General features: G+C 71.8%; 19 protein-coding genes. 12 read left to right on the forward strand and 7 right to left on the reverse strand.

The window, feature by feature from the left end:
* Positions 1-60 precede the first annotated feature (60 nt).
* Positions 61-711, forward strand: a complete 651-nt coding sequence (locus tag ACIQ6Y_RS14020) for a GntR family transcriptional regulator (RefSeq protein WP_404037190.1) — start codon at positions 61-63, stop codon at positions 709-711.
* Entirely contained in the window at positions 708-2,015 is a 1,308-nt protein-coding gene (locus tag ACIQ6Y_RS14025; RefSeq protein WP_404037192.1) for a nitrate/nitrite transporter, read from the forward strand. The genes ACIQ6Y_RS14020 and ACIQ6Y_RS14025 overlap by 4 nt, the downstream gene beginning before the upstream one ends.
* Positions 2,016-2,108: 93 nt before the next feature.
* On the opposite strand, the gene ACIQ6Y_RS14030 is transcribed toward ACIQ6Y_RS14025, so the two are convergent.
* Positions 2,109-2,933, reverse strand: a complete 825-nt coding sequence (locus ACIQ6Y_RS14030; RefSeq protein WP_404037195.1) for a maleylpyruvate isomerase family mycothiol-dependent enzyme — start codon at positions 2,931-2,933, stop codon at positions 2,109-2,111.
* Positions 2,934-3,116: 183 nt separating this feature from the next.
* On the opposite strand from ACIQ6Y_RS14030, the gene ACIQ6Y_RS14035 reads away from it, so the two are divergent.
* Entirely contained in the window at positions 3,117-3,935 is an 819-nt protein-coding gene (locus ACIQ6Y_RS14035; protein ID WP_404037198.1) for a carbon-nitrogen family hydrolase, read from the forward strand.
* Here the strand turns inward: ACIQ6Y_RS14035 and ACIQ6Y_RS14040 are convergent.
* Together ACIQ6Y_RS14040 and ACIQ6Y_RS14045 are read right to left on the reverse strand one after the other, a co-directional pair.
* Positions 3,932-4,423 carry an LURP-one-related/scramblase family protein gene (locus tag ACIQ6Y_RS14040; RefSeq protein WP_404037201.1) on the reverse strand — a complete coding sequence of 164 codons (492 nt, stop codon included), beginning with the start codon at positions 4,421-4,423 and terminating at the stop codon, positions 3,932-3,934. The genes ACIQ6Y_RS14035 and ACIQ6Y_RS14040 overlap by 4 nt on opposite strands.
* Entirely contained in the window at positions 4,420-5,412 is a 993-nt protein-coding gene (locus ACIQ6Y_RS14045; RefSeq protein ID WP_404037204.1) for a GlxA family transcriptional regulator, read from the reverse strand. The genes ACIQ6Y_RS14040 and ACIQ6Y_RS14045 overlap by 4 nt, the downstream gene beginning before the upstream one ends.
* A gap of 52 nt (positions 5,413-5,464) precedes the next feature.
* On the opposite strand from ACIQ6Y_RS14045, the gene ACIQ6Y_RS14050 reads away from it, so the two are divergent.
* A complete protein-coding gene (locus tag ACIQ6Y_RS14050; RefSeq protein ID WP_404037207.1) occupies positions 5,465-5,857 on the forward strand; it encodes a cupin domain-containing protein in 393 nt (130 codons plus the stop codon).
* Positions 5,858-5,873: 16 nt separating this feature from the next.
* Here ACIQ6Y_RS14050 and ACIQ6Y_RS14055 read toward each other — a convergent pair whose 3' ends face one another.
* From ACIQ6Y_RS14055 to ACIQ6Y_RS14065, 3 genes are all read right to left on the reverse strand, one after another.
* Complete coding sequence (locus ACIQ6Y_RS14055; protein WP_404038342.1) at positions 5,874-6,134, reverse strand: DUF6458 family protein; 261 nt, start codon at positions 6,132-6,134, stop codon at positions 5,874-5,876.
* Positions 6,135-6,220: 86 nt separating this feature from the next.
* Positions 6,221-7,513, reverse strand: coding sequence for a M18 family aminopeptidase (locus ACIQ6Y_RS14060; RefSeq protein ID WP_404037210.1), 1,293 nt, complete (start codon positions 7,511-7,513; stop codon positions 6,221-6,223).
* Positions 7,514-7,589: 76 nt separating this feature from the next.
* Positions 7,590-9,416: an acyl-CoA dehydrogenase gene (locus ACIQ6Y_RS14065; protein WP_404037212.1), complete on the reverse strand. Its 1,827-nt coding sequence runs from the start codon at positions 9,414-9,416 to the stop codon at positions 7,590-7,592.
* 142 nt (positions 9,417-9,558) lie between these two features.
* On the opposite strand from ACIQ6Y_RS14065, the gene ACIQ6Y_RS14070 reads away from it, so the two are divergent.
* From ACIQ6Y_RS14070 to ACIQ6Y_RS14105, 8 genes are all read left to right on the forward strand, one after another.
* Positions 9,559-10,026 carry an SseB family protein gene (locus ACIQ6Y_RS14070; RefSeq protein WP_399643123.1) on the forward strand — a complete coding sequence of 156 codons (468 nt, stop codon included), beginning with the start codon at positions 9,559-9,561 and terminating at the stop codon, positions 10,024-10,026.
* 161 nt (positions 10,027-10,187) lie between these two features.
* Positions 10,188-11,195 carry an SDR family NAD(P)-dependent oxidoreductase gene (locus ACIQ6Y_RS14075; protein WP_404037215.1) on the forward strand — a complete coding sequence of 336 codons (1,008 nt, stop codon included), beginning with the start codon at positions 10,188-10,190 and terminating at the stop codon, positions 11,193-11,195.
* Positions 11,192-12,436: an aminotransferase class I/II-fold pyridoxal phosphate-dependent enzyme gene (locus ACIQ6Y_RS14080; protein ID WP_404037218.1), complete on the forward strand. Its 1,245-nt coding sequence runs from the start codon at positions 11,192-11,194 to the stop codon at positions 12,434-12,436. Before ACIQ6Y_RS14075 ends, ACIQ6Y_RS14080 begins: the two co-directional genes overlap by 4 nt.
* The gene (locus ACIQ6Y_RS14085) at positions 12,387-13,358 is read left to right on the forward strand and encodes a diiron oxygenase (protein WP_404037221.1); all 972 of its coding nucleotides are present in this window, start codon (positions 12,387-12,389) and stop codon (positions 13,356-13,358) included. The genes ACIQ6Y_RS14080 and ACIQ6Y_RS14085 overlap by 50 nt, the downstream gene beginning before the upstream one ends.
* A complete protein-coding gene (locus ACIQ6Y_RS14090) occupies positions 13,355-14,128 on the forward strand; it encodes a tryptophan 2,3-dioxygenase family protein (RefSeq protein WP_404037223.1) in 774 nt (257 codons plus the stop codon). The genes ACIQ6Y_RS14085 and ACIQ6Y_RS14090 overlap by 4 nt, the downstream gene beginning before the upstream one ends.
* 113 nt (positions 14,129-14,241) lie before the next feature.
* The gene (locus ACIQ6Y_RS14095) at positions 14,242-15,219 is read left to right on the forward strand and encodes a pirin family protein (protein ID WP_404037225.1); all 978 of its coding nucleotides are present in this window, start codon (positions 14,242-14,244) and stop codon (positions 15,217-15,219) included.
* A gap of 124 nt (positions 15,220-15,343) precedes the next feature.
* On the forward strand, positions 15,344-15,571 hold the full coding sequence (locus ACIQ6Y_RS14100; protein WP_404037227.1) for a hypothetical protein: 228 nt from the start codon (positions 15,344-15,346) through the stop codon (positions 15,569-15,571).
* Positions 15,572-15,644: 73 nt separating this feature from the next.
* On the forward strand, positions 15,645-16,730 hold the full coding sequence (locus ACIQ6Y_RS14105; protein WP_404037230.1) for an AI-2E family transporter: 1,086 nt from the start codon (positions 15,645-15,647) through the stop codon (positions 16,728-16,730).
* Here the strand turns inward: ACIQ6Y_RS14105 and ACIQ6Y_RS14110 are convergent.
* The gene (locus ACIQ6Y_RS14110; RefSeq protein WP_404037232.1) at positions 16,673-18,847 is read right to left on the reverse strand and encodes a SpoIIE family protein phosphatase; all 2,175 of its coding nucleotides are present in this window, start codon (positions 18,845-18,847) and stop codon (positions 16,673-16,675) included. The genes ACIQ6Y_RS14105 and ACIQ6Y_RS14110 overlap by 58 nt on opposite strands.
* Positions 18,848-18,867 lie beyond the last annotated feature (20 nt).

Raw genomic sequence — 18,867 nt, forward strand, 5'->3', positions numbered from 1 at the left:
CACCCGTCCGTATCGTGGACTACGCCTCGCATGCGTACGTGTTGTATCTATCCTGTCGGCATGACCATGGCCGTAAAGCAACCTCCTGCCGCCGAACGCGTCTACAGCCACGTCAAGCAGGGCGTCCTCGACCGCCGCTACGAAGGCGGCACGCTGCTCACCGAGGGTGAACTCGCCGAGGCCGTCGGGGTCTCCCGCACGCCGGTGCGCGAGGCGCTGCTGCGGCTGGAGGTCGAGGGCCTGCTCAAGCTCTACCCGAAGAAGGGCGCCCTGGTCCTGCCGGTCTCCGCGCAGGAGATCGCGGACGTCGTCGAGACCCGGCTGCTCGTCGAGGAGCACGCCGCCCGCAAGGCGGTCCCCGCCCCCGCCGGACTCGTCCAGCGCCTGGAGGAACTCCTCGAACGGCAGAAGCGCGAGGCCGCCGCGGGCGATCTGGCCGCCGTCGCGGTCACCGACCGCTGCTTCCACGCCGAGATCGTCCGCAGCGGCGGCAACGCGATCCTCTCCCGCCTCTACGACCAGCTGCGCGACCGCCAGCTGCGGATGGGCGTCGCGGTGATGCACTCCCACCCCGACCGCATCGCCAAGAACATCACCGAGCACCAGGAGATCCTCGACGCGCTGCGCTCCGGCGACGCCGAGGAGGCCGTCTCCCTCGTCCACCGGCACGTGGGCTGGGTCTCGCACCTCGCCCGGGGTGAGGCGCGATGAGCTCGGCCTCGGCTTCAGCGACCTTGCCGGGCGACCCGCCCGGCGGCCGGCGCGCCGCGGCCGTCTGGGGCATCGGCGTCTCCGTCTACTTCGTCGCCGTCATCTTCCGTACGTCGCTGGGGGTGGCCGGCCTCGACGCGGCCGACCGCTTCGATGTGAACGCCTCGGCCCTGTCGACGTTCTCGATCCTCCAGCTGCTGGTCTACGCCGGCATGCAGATACCCGTCGGCCTGCTCGTGGACCGGCTCGGCACCAAGAAGGTGCTCGGCCTGGGCGTCGTCCTCTTCACGCTCGGCCAGCTCGGTTTCGCCTTCTCGCCCTCCTACGGCACGGCCCTCGCCTCGCGCGCGCTGCTCGGCTGCGGCGACGCGATGACGTTCATCAGCGTGCTGCGGCTCGGCACCCGCTGGTTCCCGGCCCGGCGCGGGCCGCTGATCGCGCAGCTCGCCGGTCTGGTCGGCATGGCCGGCAATCTCGTCTCCACGCTGGTCCTGGCCCGGCTGCTGCACGGCATCGGCTGGACGGCCGCGTTCGCCGGCAGCGCGCTGGCCGGTGTGGTCGTGTTCGTGCTGTTGCTGCTCTTCCTCAAGGACCACCCCGAGGGCCATGAGCCCGAGCCCGTCCCGCACCAGGGTGCGGCGTACGTCCGTCGCCAGATCGCCGCGTCCTGGCGGGAGCCGGGGACCCGGCTGGGGCTGTGGGTGCACTTCACCACCCAGTTCCCGGCGATGGTGTTCCTGCTGCTGTGGGGCCTGCCGTTCCTGGTCGAGGCACAGGGGCTGTCGCGGGGGACGGCGGGGTCGCTGCTGACGCTGGTGGTGCTGTCCAACATGGCGATCGGGCTCGTCTACGGCCAGATCGTCGCCCGGCATCACGGGGCGCGGCTGCCGCTGGCGCTCGGGACCGTGGGGGCGACGGCGCTGCTGTGGGCCGTGACGCTGTACTGGCCCGGGGCGCACGCGCCGATGTGGCTGCTGATCGTGCTGTGCGCGGTGCTCGGGGCGTGCGGGCCGGCGTCGATGATCGGGTTCGACTTCGCGCGTCCGGCGAATCCGCCCGAGCGGCAGGGCACCGCCTCCGGCATCACCAACATGGGCGGGTTCGTCGCCTCGATGACGACCCTGTTCCTGGTGGGCGTGCTGCTGGACGCGACGGGCGACGACTACCGGGTCGCCTTCTCGGTGGTGTTCTTCCTTCAGGCGCTCGGCGTCGGTCAGATACTGCGGCTGCGCCGCCGCGCGGCCCGGCGGGAGCGGGAGCGGCTCGTTGCCAGCAGGGTCTCCTCCGTCCACGTCCCTGTGTGAAGCCGGGCAGCGTCCGTGCCCTGGGGGCTCCGCCCCCAGATCCCCGGCCCATGCCCACCCGCCGCCGGACTCACCACCTCAAGAAGCTGAGCCTCACCGCGTCACCGTGAAGTTCCTCAGAATCGCCGAAGCCAGCTCCACGTCCCCCTCCGCCTTGACCCGGTCGGCCACGGACTCCGGCGTCACCCGGCCGCACGCCAGGCGGACGTACGTCTCCCAGTCGAGGGCGAAGGACGCGGCAGGACCGAGGGCCGGGACGGTCTCCAGGCTGCCGCGGCCCTGGATGTCGATGCGGATGGTGCGCAGGAACTCGACGGGGCCGTGGACGTCGAAGACGACCGCGGAGCTGCGCGGGGCGTTCGCGCGAGCCGCGACGACCTCGGGCAGGGCGTCCAGCAGGACGTCACGGACGATGTACGCGCCGGGGGAGTCGAGGTTGCCGGGCCGGCCGAGGGCGGTGCGCAGGTCCTGCTCGTGCACCCACATCTCGAAGGCGTGGTTGCGCATGGCCTCCTCGAGCGTCAGCTCGGCGCCGAGCGGGCCGCGGACCTTGGTGCCGGGGTCACGGGACTCGTTGCGCAGCTGGCGGTTGCGGCGGATGACCGTGTACTCCAGCTCGGCCGTCATCTCCGGCGCCGTGTGGTGGCGGCGGACGTCGACCTGCATCTCCGTGTAGCGCTGGTGGTCGTTGGTGACGTGGAACAGGTCGCGCGGGAGCGTGTGGATGGGCCGCGGGTCGCCGAGCATCTCGCTGTCCAGGCCGATGACATGCGAGACGACATCGCGCACGGACCAGCCCGGGCAGGGGGTACGACGGTTCCAGTCGGCCTCCGCCAGCTGCTGCACCAGCTCGGATATCGCGTCGATGGAGTGGGTCCAGGCGTCGGCGTAGGGCTGGAGGGTGGGATGCAGACTCACGGAAACGGGACCCCTCGGCGGTCGGTGCACGGGCTGGTGTTGGCGGCGTTGCCAGTGGGAGGTGGCGGCTGTCGGCGGGTGTCTTGAAACGCTAAGTTACGCTGCTGCGAGGCACCCCGGCAGTGCTTTCGTGTGACGATCGTAGGCCGGTGTCGACGGCCCGAATGCCAGGACGGTGGTAGTGTGCGCGCCTCTCTGATCCAGATCGCCGTAGACGAGGGCGAATCGGTCGCCTCCCGCAGACAGCGGGCCGCGTCCCTGGTACGGAGTCAGGCCGGGGCCGACCTCGTCGTCCTGCCGGAGCTGTGGACCACGGGGGCCTTCGCGTACGAGGAGTTCGGGCGCGAGGCGGAGCCGCTTCAGGGGCCGACGTACGAGGCGATGGCGAAGGCGGCGAGCGACGCGGGCGTGTGGCTGCACGCCGGTTCGATCCCCGAACGCACCGCATCCGACAGCGGCTCCGCCGCGGGCGAGGGGCCGCTGTACAACACCTCCCTGGTCTTCTCCCCCTCCGGGGACCTCGTCGCCGCGTACCGCAAGATCCACCGCTTCGGCTTCGACAAGGGCGAGGCGGTGCTGATGGGCGCGGGCGAGGAACTGGTGACGGTCCGTCTGCCGGAGACGACCCTTGGCCTCGCGACCTGTTACGACCTCCGTTTCCCCGAACTCTTCCGTGGTCTCGTCGACGCCGGCGCCGAGACCCTCGTCGTTCCCGCGGGCTGGCCGGAGCGGCGGCGGGCCCACTGGACGCTGCTGGCTCAGGCGCGGGCGGTGGAGAACCAGTCGTTCGTCCTTGCCTGCGGAACGGCCGGGACGCACGCCGGAGTTCCCCAGGCGGGTCACTCGATCGTGGTCGATCCCTGGGGCGAGGTGCTGACGCAGGCCGGGGCGGACGAGGAGATCCTCACCGTGGAGTTCGACCCGGCCAAGGTCGCGACGACGAGGGACCAGTTCCCGGCCCTCAAGGACAGGGTCCTCGGCCTGAAGCCGCCCGGGAACTAGTCCTCGCGCTCCTTCTCCGCCAGGTGGATCACACACACCGTCACCGCGATCAGCAGCGCCGGGTCGGCGTCGTCGCGTACGACGTCCAGGCCGTAGGTGTCCCGGACGTGCAGCCACCGCCGTGACACGACGGCCAGCAGCTCACCGTCGTACTCGATCGCGAACTCCCGGTCGGCGATCTTGCCGCTGACGTCCAGCTCGGTGCCGTCGACGAGGGTCACGCGGTAGTGGTTGCGCAGCAGCGACAGCCGCTTGCGCCGGATGGTCGCGAGCGGCTCGTCGTCCCGCTCGATCACCATCGTGTCCCGCAGGGCGAACATCTTCTGCCGGATGTCCACCAGCACCCGCCCCTGCCGGTCCTTCAGCTCGAAGGTGTCCCGCACCCGCATCGCCTTGCCGTCGACGAGATAGACCTTCTCGCCGCGGTCGTCCTCGATCCAGTAGTCCTCACCGAATCCGAGCAGCCGGTCACGCACCAGGAATCTCATGCCCTCACCGGTTCCCCGGCTCCGGGTCCGAAACGCCGCCGATACGCCGAAGGGCTGAGCCCCGTCTCCCTGCGCAGCCGGGCACGCAGGTTGGCGGCCGTGCCGAGGCCGCTGCGTTCGGCCACGACGTCCAGCCGGTTCTCGCCCCGCTCGATCAGGCGGCAGGCCAGGGCGACGCGTTCGGTGGTGAGCCAGGCCAGGGGGGTCGTGCCCAGTTGGGACTGGAAGCGGCGGTGGAGGGTGGCCGGGGAGACCGAGGCGTGGGCCGCCAGGTCGGCCACCGTGAGCGGCTCGCCCAGGCGTTCCTGGGCCCAGGCGAGCAGCGGGGAGAGGGACTCGTCGCGGATCTCGGGCACAGGGCGTTCCACGAACTGGCGCTGGCCGCCGTCGCGGTGGGCGGCGAAGACCAGGCGGCGGGAGACGTGGTTGGCGATCTCGGCGCCGTGGTCACGGCGTACGACGTGCAGGCCGAGGTCGAGGGCCGAGGCGCTGCCGGATGCCGTGAGGATGTCGCCGTCGTCGACGAAGAGCACGTCGGGCTCCAGGAGGACCTGAGGGAAGCGGGCCCGGAAGGACTCCGCCCACATCCAGTGGCAGGCCGCCCTTCGCCCGTCCAGCAGGCCCGCCTCGGCCATGGTGAACGCGCCCGAGCAGAAGCCGATCAGGCGGGCCCCCCGCGTGTGGGCCCGCCTGATCGTGTCCAGTACCTCGGGGGCGCGCGGCACCTGCGTGTCCGGCCGGTTCGGCACGATCAGGGTGTCCGCGTCCTCGGCCGCCTCCAGACCGGCGACCCCGGTCAGGGTGAAGAACCCGTCCCTCATCCTCGTATGCGATCCGGCCGCGCACAGGCGGAAGTCGTACAGCCGCCGGCCCAGCTCCGGCCGGTCCAGGCCGAAGATCTCGATGGCGCAGCTCATCTCGAAGGGGTTGGAGTTCTCGTCGACGATCAGCACCACACGGTGTGCACGGTGAGAGGATTCTTGCGGCATGTGCGATTCCTAGCACTCGCCGTCGAGGGTCGCCACCTCGCAGCATGGGGCCATGACCGACGAACCCGTTTCCCTCGCCGCCGCGCTCGGCTCCTTCTCCCAGCAGTGGAGCCCGCGCATCGTCACCACCGTCAACGACTACGACGTCCGCGTCGCCAAGGTCGAGGGCGAGCACCTGTGGCACGCCCACGACGACACCGACGAGTTCTTCCTCGTCCTCAGCGGCGAACTGCACATCGGGCTGCGCGAGAAGGACGGTGAGCGCACCGTCGTGCTGCCCCGCGGCTCCGTCTTCACCGTCCCGCGCGGGACCGAGCACAAGCCGTACGCGCCCGTCCCGACCGAGATTCTCGTGCTGGAGCCCACGGGCACCTCGACCGTCGGCGACCGCCACGAGGAGGTCCCCTCCCACGTGGACGCGACCACGGGCCACGCGCTGGCCTGACTCACCCGGGCCTGACTCACACGCCGTATCCGTCGGTGTAGTCGTCCCGCCGGTGGTGACGGTGGTGGTGTACGTCGTCCTCGACCACCGGGGTGGCCGGTGGGACGACCACCCGCCGGCGGCGGGCGATGCTGCTGAACGTGGTGACGCCGATCAGGCCCACGATCATGAGAATGAGACCGACGAGGTCGAGGTTGACCCCCTCCATGTCCCAGTCGGTCGCGAACGTGAGGATGGCTCCCACGGCGATGAGGATGATGCATCCGCCCAGGCCCATCAGAGCTGCCCCCCTCATAGGGATGTCGTGTGCTCGGAGGGTCCGGGTACCCCGGACCCTCCCGTCGGACACCCGGGAGGGGCTGATCAGCCTTCGAGGAACGCCGTCAGGGCCCGGGTCAGCAGCAACGGGTCCTCGGCGCCGCACAGTTCACGGACACTGTGCATCGACAGGATCGCGACGCCGATGTCGACCGTGCGGATGCCGTGCCGGGCGGCGGTGATCGGGCCGATCGTGGTGCCGCAGGGCATGGAGTTGTGCGAGACGAACGACTGGAAGGGCACGCCCGCCTTCTCGCAGGCCGCCGCGAAGATCGCCCGGCCCGAACCGTCCGTGGCGTAGCGGTTGTTGACGTTGACCTTGAGGATCGGGCCCCCGTTGACCCGCGGGTGGTGCGTCGGGTCGTGCCGCTCGGCGTAGTTGGGGTGCACGGCGTGGCCCGTGTCGGAGGACAGGCAGACCGTGCCCGCGAAGGCCCTGGCCCGGTCCTCGTACGACCCTCCGCGCGCGAACACCGAGCGCTCCAGGACGCCGCCGAGCAGCGGGCCGTCCGCGCCGCTGTCGGACTGGGAGCCGTTCTCCTCGTGGTCGAAGGCGGCCAGCACCGGGATGTAGGGCAGGTCATGCCCGGCGACGGCGGTCAGCGCGGCCACGCCCGCGTGCACGGACAGCAGGTTGTCCATGCGCGGCCCGGCCACCAGCTCGCGGTCGCGGCCCAGGTAGGCGGGCGCCTCCACGGAGTGGGTCATCAGGTCCCAGCCGGTGACCTGGCCCGCCGGGATGCCGGTCTCCTCCTCCAGGAAGGCGATCAGGTCGCCGCCCTGCACCTCGTCGCCGAGCCCCCACACGGGCTGCAGATGCCGCTGCTTGTCGAGCTTGAGGCCGTCGGAGGACACCGAGCGGTCCAGGTGGATGGCGAGCTGCGGGACGCGCAGCAGCGGGCGGTCGACGTTCACCAGGCGCGTCGAGCCGTCCCGCAGGGTCAGCCGGCCGGCCAGGCCCAGGTCCCGGTCGAGCCACGAGTTGAGCAGCGGCCCGCCGTAGATCTCCACGGCCACCTGGCGCCAGCCGTGCGCGCCGGTGTCGGGCTGCGGCTTCACCCGCAGGTTGGGCGAGTCGGTGTGCGCGCCGACGATCCGGAACGGCGTGTGCGCCGCCGCGCCCTCGGGGACGTACCAGGCCACGATGGCGCCGCCGCGCGTCACGTACTTGCCGCCGCTCGTGCCGTCCCAGGCATCCGTCTCCGCGACCTGGCGGAAACCGGCCTTCTCCAGCCGCTCGGCCGCGGTCGCCACGGCGTGGTACGGCGTCGGGCTGGCCGTCAGGAAGGACATGAGGTCGTCGGTGTGTCCGCGATCACTGCGGGGGGGTTCGCTCATGGGGTTCACCTTAACGACGTACGAGGGCCCGCTCCCCTGGTTGGGAAGCGGGCCCTGGTGAGGGTTCTGAGGGGGACTAGAAGGCGGTCTCGTCCAGCTCCATGAGGTCCAGCTCGACGTTCTCCGAGACCTTGCGGGCCAGGGTCACGCCGGGCAGGACGTTGGCCGCGAAGAACTTCGCCGCGGCGATCTTGCCGGTGTAGAAGGCCTTGTCCTTGGCGGAGGCCGTCGGCAGCTTCTCCGCGGCGATCGCGGCGCCCTTGAGCAGCAGGTAGCCGACGACGACGTCACCGGAGGCCATCAGCAGGCGGGTCGTGTTCAGACCGACCTTGTAGATGTTCTTGACGTCCTGCTCGGTGGCGGCGAGGTCGGTGAGCATCAGGCCGACGATGGCCTCCAGCTCGACGGCCGCCTTGGCCAGGTGCTCACGGGCGCCGGCCAGCTCGTCGCCGCCGGTGCCGAGCGCGAGGAACTTCTTGATGTCCTCGGCCAGGGAGTTCAGGGCCGCGCCCTGGTTGCGGACGATCTTCCGGAAGAAGAAGTCCTGGCCCTGGATGGCCGTGGTGCCCTCGTAGAGGGTGTCGATCTTGGAGTCCCGGATGTACTGCTCGATCGGGTACTCCTGCAGGAAGCCGGAGCCGCCGAAGGTCTGCAGCGACTGGGCGAGCTGCTCGTAGCCCTTCTCGGAGCCGTAGCCCTTGACGATCGGCAGGAGCAGGTCGTTCAGCGCCTCCTCGGCGGAGGCGTCCTCGCCGTTCGCCTCCTTGAGCTGGATGGCGTCCTGGATGGAGGCGGTGTACAGCACGAGGGCGCGCATGCCCTCCGCGTACGCCTTCTGCGTGATCAGCGAGCGGCGCACGTCGGGGTGGTGGGTGATGGTGACCTTGGGCGCGGTCTTGTCCATGAAGTTCGCCAGGTCGGGGCCCTGGACGCGCTCCTTGGCGTACTCCAGGGCGTTGAGGTAGCCCGTGGAGAGGGTGGAGATCGCCTTCGTGCCGACCATCATGCGGGCGAACTCGATGATGCGGAACATCTGGCGGATGCCGTCGTGCTTGTCGCCGATCAGCCAGCCCTTGGCGGGGTGCTGGTCGCCGAAGGTCATCTCGCACGTGTTGGAGGCCTTCAGGCCCATCTTGTGCTCGACGTTGGTGGCGTAGACGCCGTTGCGCTCGCCCAGCTCGCCGGTCTCGAAGTCGAAGAGGTACTTCGGGACGAGGAAGAGGGACAGGCCCTTGGTGCCGGGGCCTGCGCCCTCGGGGCGGGCCAGCACGTAGTGGAGGATGTTCTCCGACATGTCGTGCTCACCGGAGGTGATGAAGCGCTTCACGCCCTCGATGTGCCAGGAGCCGTCCTCCTGCTGCACGGCCTTGGTGCGGCCGGCGCCCACGTCCGAGCCGGCGTCCGGCTCGGTGAGGACCATGGTGGAGCCCCACTGCTTCTCGGTGGCGAACTTGGCGATGTGCTTCTGGACCTCGTTGCCCTCCTCGAAGAGGATGCCGGCGAACGCCGGGCCCGAGGAGTACATCCACACGGCCGGGTTGGCGCCCAGGATCAGCTCGGCGTAGGCCCAGATGAGGGAGCGGGGCGAGGTGGTGCCGCCGATCTCCTCGGGCAGGCCCAGGCGCCAGTACTCGGAGTCCATGAAGGCCTGGTAGCTCTTCTTGAACGACGCGGGGACCGGGGCGGTGTTCGTCTCCGGGTCGAAGACCGGCGGGTTGCGGTCGGCGTCGGCGAAGGACTCGGCCAGCTCGTTCTCGGAGAGGCGGGTCAGCTCCTCCAGGACGCTCTTGGCGGTCTCGACGTCCATCTCCTCGAACGGGCCGGTGCCGTACACCTTGTCGCGCCCGAGTACTTCGAAGAGATTGAACTCGATGTCGCGGAGATTCGACTTGTAGTGCCCCATGGCGACGGCTCCGTAGAGAGATCGGCGAGGCACTGGATCCTCGCGCTAGTTCACGTACCAACAAGTAGCTACGATGATGCTACCCGCCAGTAATAAGACGCAACCCCGATCCGGCCATCTGTGACTGGTTACTCTTTCTGGCATGTACGGCTACGACCAGAACGTCGGTGGTGCTCAGCAGCAGTACGCCGCTCCCCAGCAGCCGATGTCCGGCGGATACGGGCAGCAGCCGCCGCTGTATCCCGAGCCGTCCCCGCCCTCGCTCGCGGACGCGGTGCGCGCCTTCACCACGGGCCAGCTGGCGGCCGAGGACTTCCAGCAGGTCTTCGCCACCTCCAAGGTGTACTGCCCGCGCGGTGACAACCCCGGCTTCCTGGCCCTGCACAACACCCAGCAGCCGGTGATCCCGATGTTCACCTCGCTGAAGGAGCTGCGCCGGTACGCGGGCAAGGAGTCCAAGTACTTCGTCATCACCGGCGCCGAGGTGATCGACCTGCTGCCGACCGGCTATGGCTTCGTCCTCGACATGGAGGGCGAGCACCGGATCGTCTTCGACGCCAAGGCGGTCGAACAGATGGTCGAGTTCGCGATGCGCCGGATGTACGGCTGAGGCCTGCTGAGACGCGCGTGACGGCTGATTCCAGCCGGTCGGTGGCTGACTTCATGTAGTCGGGCCCGTCCCAGGGGCGCCCGGGGCATATTCCTTCACAGGTTCTCTACATTTCCCCGTGAAGTGTCCGCGACCCACGGCACCATCCCCTGGGGGCCTGCATGGCGGCTGCACGGAACGTACTGATCACCGGAGGCTCGGCGGGAATCGGCCGGGCATGCGTGGAGCGGTTCGCGAGAGCCGGTGACCACGTCTGGTTCACCTATCACTCGGGGCACGCGCGGGCGGCCGAACTGGTCGCCCGCCTCGCCCACGCCGACCGGCGCCCGCGCGCCTTCGCCTTCCGGCAGGGCGAGTGGGACGACCACGAACGGCTCCTGGCCGAGCTGCCGGGCCCGGTCGACGTCCTCGTCAACAACGCGGCGGTCGGCTCCAAGACCGTCGAGTCCTACGTCCCCGGCCCCGACCACGTCAGGGACGCGGCGTTCCTCCAGATCAACGCGGTGGGCCCGCTGTGGCTCGTGCAGCAGCTGCTGCCGGGCATGCTGGCGCGCGGCCGCGGCAAGGTCGTCAACGTCTCCAGCGTCGGCGGCGGTGTGGCGCCCTTCCCCGGCTTCCGGGTCGCCGACGGCATGAGCAAGGCCGCGCTGGCCTACCTCACCCGGCATCTGGCCGCCGAGCTCGCCCACGCCTGCGTGGACGTCGTCGCCGTGTGCCCCGGTGCCGTCGAGACGCCGATGTTCGAGGCCAGCACCCTCGCCGGCCTCACCCCCGAACGCCGTGCCGCCGTCGAGGCCGCCCTGCCCCGCGGCCGGCTCATCAGCCCCGAGGAGATCGCCGAACTGGTCTGGTGGCTCGCCGGCAACGACTCGGGCGTCCTGCACGGTGCGGTGATCGACGCGTCGATGGGCCTGGGCGCCCACCCGGGCCTCCTCACGGGCTCGGCGGCACTGGCCCACGGCCCGGAGGAGGAGCGGGCCATCCGGGCAGAGGGGCAGGGGCCTTTGCCGGAGCCGATGTCTGCGACGCCTTTACCGGAGCCGACGTCCGCGGGCCTCCTGTCGGAGTCGACCTCCGCGCCGGTGGCGCCGACCTCGGCCGCGCCGGTGGCGACGGGGACGACCACCGTCGCCCCCGCGCCCACCCTCCCCGCCGGAGCCCCCCGATGACCCGCGTCTCGCGGCAGGCATCGCGGCTGGTGGCCGACACGCCCGCGATTGCCGAGGCGCATTTCCGGGCGGAGGCGTATCCCTATCACCCGCGGCTCAGGCGCGACGGGTGGCTCAACCTCGGTACGGCGGAGAACCGTCTCCTGGCGGACCTGCACACCGGGCAGCGGCCTCCGCCGCTCGGCGAGGCCACCACTCGGTACGCCCCTCTGTACGGCACCGCCGAGCTGCGGGAGCGGGTGGCGGGGCATCTGGGTGTCGACGCCGAGGACCTGGTGGTCGTGGCGGGGGCGACGGCCGCGCTGGACGTGATCGCGAGCGTGCTGTGCGACCCCGGCGACGGGATCGTCGTACCGACGCCGTACTACGGGGCCTTCGACACCGACCTCGCGGGACGCTCCGGCGCCCGGCTGCTGCCCGCGCCGCCGGACCCGGCCGACGGGTACGGGCTGTGGCCCGAGGGTGTTCGGCGGGTGCTGGCGCAGGCGCGGCGGGCGGGGACGGTCGTACGGGCCGTCGCGCTCGCCTCGCCCGGCAACCCGACCGGCAGCGTCCACCCGGCCGCCCTCCTGCGGGAACTGGCCGCCGTCGCGGCCGAGTTCGGCGTCGACCTGATCGCCGACGAGATCTACGCAGGGTCGGTGTTCGAGGGCGACTTCACCAGCCTGCGCGAGATCGACGGGCCGCGCGTGCACACCGTGTGGGGCTTCGCCAAGGACTTCGGGCTGTCCGGGCTGAAGGCGGGCGTGCTGCACACGCCGGACCCCGACGTGCGGGAGGCGGCCCGTGCACTGGCCTACTTCGCGCCCCTGTCCACCCACACCCAGGCCGTGCTCGCCGAGCTGCTCGCCGAGCCCGTGCGGGTCACCGCGTTCCTCGCCGAGAACCGCCGCCGCCTCGGGATCTCGTACGAGAGGGCAGCCGGGCTCCTCAGGGCGTACGGCATCCCGTACGCCCCGGCCCGGGCCGGCTGTTCCGTCTGGGCCGACCTCGGCGCATGGCTGCCGCCCGCGGGCGAACGCGCGCTGTGGCGGGACATCCTCGACGGCACCCGCGTCAGCATCCTGCCGGGCGAGGCCTTCCACGCCCCGCGCCCCGGCTGGTTCCGCGTCTGCCACTCCCTCGACGCGGCCCTCGTCGCCGAGGCCCTGACCCGGCTCGGCCGGTTCCTGGACGGGAAAGGAGGCCCCCGTGGCGAGGGACGACAGCACACCGCCGGGACCGCTGGATCGCTGGTATGAGCAGGCGGGCGTCCGCACCGGGGTGCGCCGGATGTTCCACGAGGACGCCGAGCGCGGCAAGGTCCTCTTCCCGGCCGCCCTGGTGCCGTACGCCGGCCATGAGGCCGTACGCGCCCTGCCGCCGGATCGAGTAAGGGAGTTGACGGTCCGGCACCTGTACCAGTTCCTGCTGTCCACCACCCATCTGGAGACCAGGGTCGTCAACGCGGCCGCCGAGCCGGTCGCCAACGGCCGCGCGGGCCTGGACCTGCCCGCCGCACTGCGCCTGGACGCCTTCAAGGTGTACTGCGACGAGGGCTACCACGCCCTGTACAGCCTCGACCTCGCCGACCAGATCGCGGCCGTGACCGGCATCCCCGTCCCCGGCTGGGCCTACGGCGGCTTCGTGGAGCGGCTGCGGGAGACGGGCCGCGCACAGCTGCCCGACTCTCCCCGGCTGGCGGAACTCCTCCAGGCCGTCGTGTTCGAGACCCTGATCACGGCCGTGCTGAACGAGGTGCCCGCCGACGAGACGGTCGCCGCCCCGGTACGCGACCTGCTGCGCGACCACGCCCGCGACGAGGGACGGCACCACCGTTTCTTCTCCCTGTTCTTCCGGGAGTTGTGGGTGCGTCTGACCCCGGCCGAGCGGGCGGGCGCGGCCCGTGCCCTGCCCGCGCTGATCCGGGCCGCCCTGACCTGGGACCTCGGCCCGGTGCACGCCTCGCTGCGGCTGGCGGGACTGGACGAGGCCACGGCCCGGCAGGTGGTGGCCGACACCTACGCGGGCGGCCCGGGGGAGCGGCGGCTGAACGAGATGGCCCGCGCCCTGCTGCGGCTGTGCGCCGCGACGGGCGTCTTCGAACTCCCCGGCGCCCGCGACCACTTCGCGGCACACGGCCTCGGCGACGGAAGCGGCGCCGGACACCTGGAGCGCTCATGAACGGCACACCCCTGACCGCTGCGGACACCTTCACCTACGCCGAGTACCTGCGGCTGCCCGCCCTGCTCGCCCAGCAGGTCCCGCGCACGGCCGGCACGGCCCACGACGAGCCGCTGTTCATCGCCGTGCACCAGGTGCACGAGCTGTGGTTCAAGCTGCTGCTCGCCGAGCTGACCGACGCCCGCGACCGGATGCTGGCGGGCGAGACCGCCGTACCCGTGCTGCGGCTGCGGCGCTGCCGGGAGATCGAGAGCGCGATGCTGGCGGCGCTGGAGGTGCTGGACACGATGGCGCCGGGCGACTTCCGGGCCTTCCGGGGCGCGCTCGGCACGGCCAGCGGGGCGCAGTCGGCGCAGTTCCACGAGATCGAGGCGCTCTCCGGCCGCACCGACGTGGCCCCGGTCGGCCTCGGCCCCTGGCTGACGCCCGCCGAGCGGGCCCGGCTGGACCGGCGGCTGCTGGAGCCGTCGCTGTGGGACGCCTTCCTCGCCGCGCTGACCGCGCAGGGCTTCGCGTGCGGCAATCGCGCCGAGCGCAGGCGGACGTACGACCGGATCGGGCGGGGCGGCACCGCGGCGGGTGAGCTGGCGGCGGCGCTGCTGGAGCACGACCGGGGCTGGGCGCGCTGGCGGGAGCGGCACGTCCGGGTCGTCGAGCGGCAGCTCGGCGCCGCGCGGGGCACGGGCGGCAGCACCGGGTCCCCCTATCTGCGGGCCCGGGCCGCCCACCGGTTCTTCCCGGAGCTGTGGGAGATGTCCGGGACGCGCTGAATGGACCGCCTGGTGCGGGAGAGCCCGGAGGGGAATGCCCTCCGGGCTTTTCGCGTTGCGGGTGGCAGAAAGTTCAACAGTCAACTAAAATCGGAGCACAAGGAGGTACCGACATGCCTGCAGTGACCGTCGAGAACCCGCTGACGCTGCCCCGCGTGACCGCGCCCGCCGACGCCGTGGCACGTCCCGTGCTCGCTGTCACGACCGCGCCGAGCGGTTTCGAGGGCGAGGGCTTCCCGGTGCGCCGAGCGTTCGCCGGGATCAACTACCGCTATCTGGACCCGTTCATCATGATGGACCAGATGGGTGAGGTGGAGTACGCGCCGGGCGAGCCCAAGGGCACCCCCTGGCACCCCCACCGTGGCTTCGAGACCGTCACCTACATCATCGACGGGATCTTCGACCACCAGGACTCCAACGGCGGTGGCGGCACCATCACCAACGGCGACACCCAGTGGATGACCGCCGGCTCCGGCCTCCTGCACATCGAGGCCCCGCCCGAGCACCTGGTCATGTCCGGCGGCCTCTTCCACGGCCTCCAGCTGTGGGTGAACCTGCCGGCCAAGGACAAGATGATGCCCCCGCGCTACCAGGACATCCGCGGCGGCAACGTCCAGCTGCTGACCACGCCCGACGGCGGCGCGCTGCTCCGCGTCATCGCCGGTGAGCTGGACGGCCACGCCGGTCCCGGCATCACCCACACCCCGATCACGATGATCCACGCCACCCTGGCGCCGGGCGCCGAGATCACCCTGCCCTGGCGCGAGGACTTCAACGGCCTGGCGTACGTGCTGGCGGGCCGGGGTGCGGTCGGTGCCGAGCGCCGTCCGGTCCAGACGGGCCAGACCGCCGTCTTCGGGGCCGGGGGCTCGCTGACCGTCCGCGCGGACGAAAAGCAGGACTCCCACACCCCGGACCTGGAGATCGTCCTCCTCGGCGGACAGCCCATCCGCGAGCCCATGGCCCACTACGGCCCGTTCGTCATGAACACCAAGGACGAGCTCATGCAGGCCTTCGAGGACTTCCAGAAGGGCCGCCTCGGCACCGTCCCGGCCGTGCACGGCATGGACGCGAGCGGGCCGCAGGCCTGACCGACCGGACGAGGGGGCGCCGGCAGCGTGGCCGGCGCCCCCTCGCCCACTCCGGGAAAATCCGGGGCGCGCAGGGCCCGGGCTGGTCCAGGATGCCGGGGGACACCTGCCACGAGGAGCATGCATGCCCGCCCCCTCCGGTTTCACCTACAGCAGTCATGGCGACGGAAGCGTCGTCATCACCCATCGCGGGCGCCGGGCCGCCACCCTGCGCGGGGACCGGGCCGCACGGTTTCTCGACGAGGTCGGGGCCGGGGACGCGCAGCTCGTGATGGCCCGTTGGACCGGCTCGTACAAGTTCGGCAACGAGCGCACCGCCCGCGACCACCCCAGGAACCGCGGCCGCCGCTGAAGCCCTGACGCTCCGTCACCCGAGCGGCCCGTCCGGGCGGGACAGCCCGCACCGGGCGTGATCCGCTGAAGGGGTGCAGGACTCCGCCCCGCTCCTCCCCCGCCCCGTCCGCCGCATCGCCGCCTGGTGTGCCGTCCTCCTGCTCCTCGCGGGCGTCGGCTGGGTCGCCGTGCGGCTGTGCGTCGTGTTCCGTACGGCGGTGGTGCCCGTGCTGCTCGCGCTGCTGGGCACCGCCCTGCTCGGGCCCTTCCACCGGCGGCTGGTCAAGGCGCACCTGCACCGCTCGCTGGCGGCCGCGCTGACCTGTGTGGCCGTGGTGTGCGTGGTCGGCGGGGCCGTGTACATCGTCGTCGCCGCGCTCATCGACACCGGCGACCAGATCGTCGCCTCCCTCAAGGACGCCGCCGAGTCGCTGGCCGACCACTTCGGGGCGGCCGGGACCTCCCTCGACGACATCGCCTCCAACGCCCGTGAACTGGCGACCAAGTTCGGCAGCACCGCAGCCTCGGGCGTGATCAGCGGGGTCAGCGTGGTCGGCGAGTCCATCGCCATGGCCGTGCTCGCCCTGCTGCTGGTCTTCTTCTTCCTGCGCGACTCCGACAAGGCCGCGGGCACCCTGCGCGGCCTCGCCCCGCGCGGCACCGGCGACACCCTGGAGGCCATGGCGCGCCGCGCCTTCCACGCCGTCGAGGGCTTCATGCGCGGCACCACCCTGATCGCCCTCATCGACGCCGTCTGCATCACTGTCGGCCTGCTGATCCTCGACGTGCCGGGCGCGGTCGGGCTCGGGGCGCTCGTCTTCGTCGGCGCCTACATCCCCTACCTCGGCGCCTTCCTCTCCGGCGCGGTCGCCGTGCTGGTGGCGCTCGCCGACCGGGGGTTCGTGATCGCGCTGTGGGCGGTCGGTGTGGTGCTCGCCGTGCAGGTGCTGGAGGGGCATGTGCTGCAGCCGATGATCCAGAGCCGGACCGTGCAGATGCACCCCGCCGTCGTCATGGTCGCCATCACCGCGGGCGCCTCCGTCGCCGGCATCCTCGGCATGCTGCTCGCCGTACCGGTGACGGCCGCCGCGTTCGGGGTGCTGAGCGAGCTGCGGGCCCGCTACACGCCCGCGGCGGCGCCGCCCGGGTCGCCGCCGGCCGAGCCGTCACCGTCGTAGGACACGCTGTCGTCGCCCTCGCACAGCTCGAACCAGATGCCCTTGCCCTCGCCCCGCGGCGCGACCCCCCACTCGTCCGCCAGCAGCTCGATCAGCACCAGGCCGCGCCCGGAGGAGGCCAGCTCGCCGGGGTGGCGCCGGTGCGGCAGGTCGTCGCTGGTGTCGGAGACCTCCACCCGCAGGCGTCGCCCGGCGCCCTCGCCGGTGACCTGGGCGACCAGCAGCGCGTCGGCGTCGGTGTGCACCAGGACGTTGGTCAGCATCTCCGACACCAGCAGCACCGCCGAGTCCAGCTGGTCCTGGGACGCCCAGTCGTGCAGCAGCTCCCGCAGGTGCCGGCGGGCCACCGCGATCCGCTCCGGCTCGGCCTGCGCCACCGTCAGCATGGTGCGCCGCACGGGAGCGTGTACGGCCGGCGAATCCCCGCAGCCGCAGCCCTCGCCCTTGCGGCACAGCAGCAGGAACGCGATGTCGTCCTCACGGCGGTCGGCCAGCGGTCCGGTCGTGTGGTGCGAGGACGGCCCGTGCACGGCCTGCACCAGGGAGTCGGCCAGCTCCTCCAGGTCGCCGTCGTGCAGTTCCAGGATCCGGCGGATGCGCGCCCAGCCGGAGTCGAGGTCGTGGCCGCCGGTCTCCATCAGGCCGTCGGTGCAGATCATCATGACCTCGCCCGGCTCCAGCGCCAGCCGCGTGGTCGGGTAGTCGCAGTCCGGGTCGACGCCCAGCGGCAGCCCGCCCGCGGTGTCCCGCAGCAGCACCGTGCCGTCCGGCATCCGGATCACCGGGTCCAGATGCCCCGCCCGGGCCGCCTCCACCACGCCGGTGGCCGGGTCGACCTCGACGTACAGACAGGTCGCGAAGCGCAGATCGGCCCCGTCGTCGGCGATGCCGTGCAGAAAGCGGGAGGCGCGCGAGAGCACGGCATCGGGCCGGTGCCCCTCCGACGCGTACGCCCGCAGGGCTATCCGCAGCTGCCCCATCAGCCCCGCCGCCCGTACGTCATGCCCCTGCACATCGCCGATGACCAGGGCGAATCTGCCGTTGGGCAGCGGGATGAGGTCGTACCAGTCGCCGCCGACCTGGAGGCCGCCGCCGGTCGGGATGTAGCGGGCCGCCACCGACATGCCCGGGATCTCGGGGCCCAGGGAGGGGAGCATCGAGCGCTGGAGGCCGTCGGTGAGCTCCCGCTCCGACTCCGCCGTCCCGGCGCGGGACAGGGCCTGCGCCAGCATGCGCGCCACCGTCGTCAGCACGGAGCGCTCGTCCGGGGTGAACGCCACCGGATAGGCGAAGGCGGCCATCCAGGCGCCGATCGTGCGCCCGGCGACCGTCAGCGGCAGGAACGCCCATGACTGGCGGCCGAACTGCTGGGCCAGCGGCCAGGTCAGCGGATAGCGGCGGGCGTACTCCTCCGGGGAGGGCAGATACACGGCCCGCCCGGTGCGTGCCACGTCCGCGGCCGGATAGGCCGTGTCCAGGGACATCGCGGCGAAGGGGCCCTCGTCGCCGGGCCGGTGCCCGTGATGGCCGATGATCGTCAGGCGATCGCCCGAGACCCCGAACACCGCCAGCCCGTCCGGTGAGAACCCCGGCATCGACAGGCCGGCCGCCACCCGCAGCACCTCCGCGGTGGACCGTGCCTCGGCCAGCGCCCTCCCCGCGTCCAGCAGGAACGCCTCCCGCGAGCGCCGCCAGTCGCCGGTGACCGTGCGCCGGTCCGCCGGGGTGCCCGGCGCGGGCTCGGTGACCTCCTGGAGGGTGCCGATCAGCTCGTAGGCCCGCTTGTGGGGATCGAAGGACGGCTTGGAGCGGCTGCGTACGACCCGGACGATCCGGCCCTGCTCGTCCATGATCCGGATGCGGACCTCGGCGAGCGTGGACTCGGCCACCGCGAGCTGCACGACCCCGGTGATCTCGTTCCAGTCCACCGGATGCAGCCGGGCCCGCACCTGGGACTCGCTGAGCGTCGTCCCCTCGGCGGGCAGCCCGAGCAGCCGTGCCGCCTCCGCGTCCACCCTGACCAGGCTCGTCGACGTGTCCCAGTGCCACAGGCCGGTCGCGAGAGTGGCGAGGACCTGCTCCACGGCGGGCAGGGGCAGGGGCTCACCAGTGCGCATTGCCCCACTTTAAGAAAGGG

The organism is Streptomyces sp. NPDC096205 (genome assembly GCF_044763135.1).
GTDB lineage: Bacteria > Actinomycetota > Actinomycetes > Streptomycetales > Streptomycetaceae > Streptomyces.